Source organism: Achromobacter sp. SIMBA_011, from assembly GCF_046535435.1.
Taxonomy (GTDB): domain Bacteria; phylum Pseudomonadota; class Gammaproteobacteria; order Burkholderiales; family Burkholderiaceae_B; genus Achromobacter; species Achromobacter dolens.
This window is the reverse complement of the sequence record NZ_JAWRWN010000233.1, coordinates 1-306: the sequence shown is the minus strand read 5'-3', so window position 1 is coordinate 306 and position 306 is coordinate 1. Positions and strand designations below refer to the sequence as shown.

The following is a 306-nucleotide window of genomic DNA, read 5'->3' as shown; positions in this document are numbered from 1 at the left end:
ACGCCATGCTCACCAGGCGCAGGTGTACACGGAGAAAGCCGGCGTCAACCAGATCGTGATCGACTCGACCGACGACCTCAAGGCCGCGGCCAAGAACATCGCGTTCTCGCTGGCGCTGTACTCCGGCCAGATGTGCACGGCGCCGCAAAACATCTACGTACCGCGCGACGGCATCCAGACCGCGGATGGCCATGCGAGCTTCGACGACGTCGCCCAGGCCATCGCCGGCGCCGTGCAGAAGCTGACCGGCGACGCTGCACGCTCCGTCGAGCTGATCGGCGCGATCCAGAACGAAGGCGTGAGCGC

General features: G+C 66.3%; 1 protein-coding gene. It reads left to right on the top strand.

Translation table 11 applies throughout. The features are described 5' to 3' along the window. The coding region (locus SB816_RS30725) for an aldehyde dehydrogenase family protein (RefSeq protein ID WP_410548082.1) at positions 1-306 on the top strand (306 nt) is incomplete at both ends.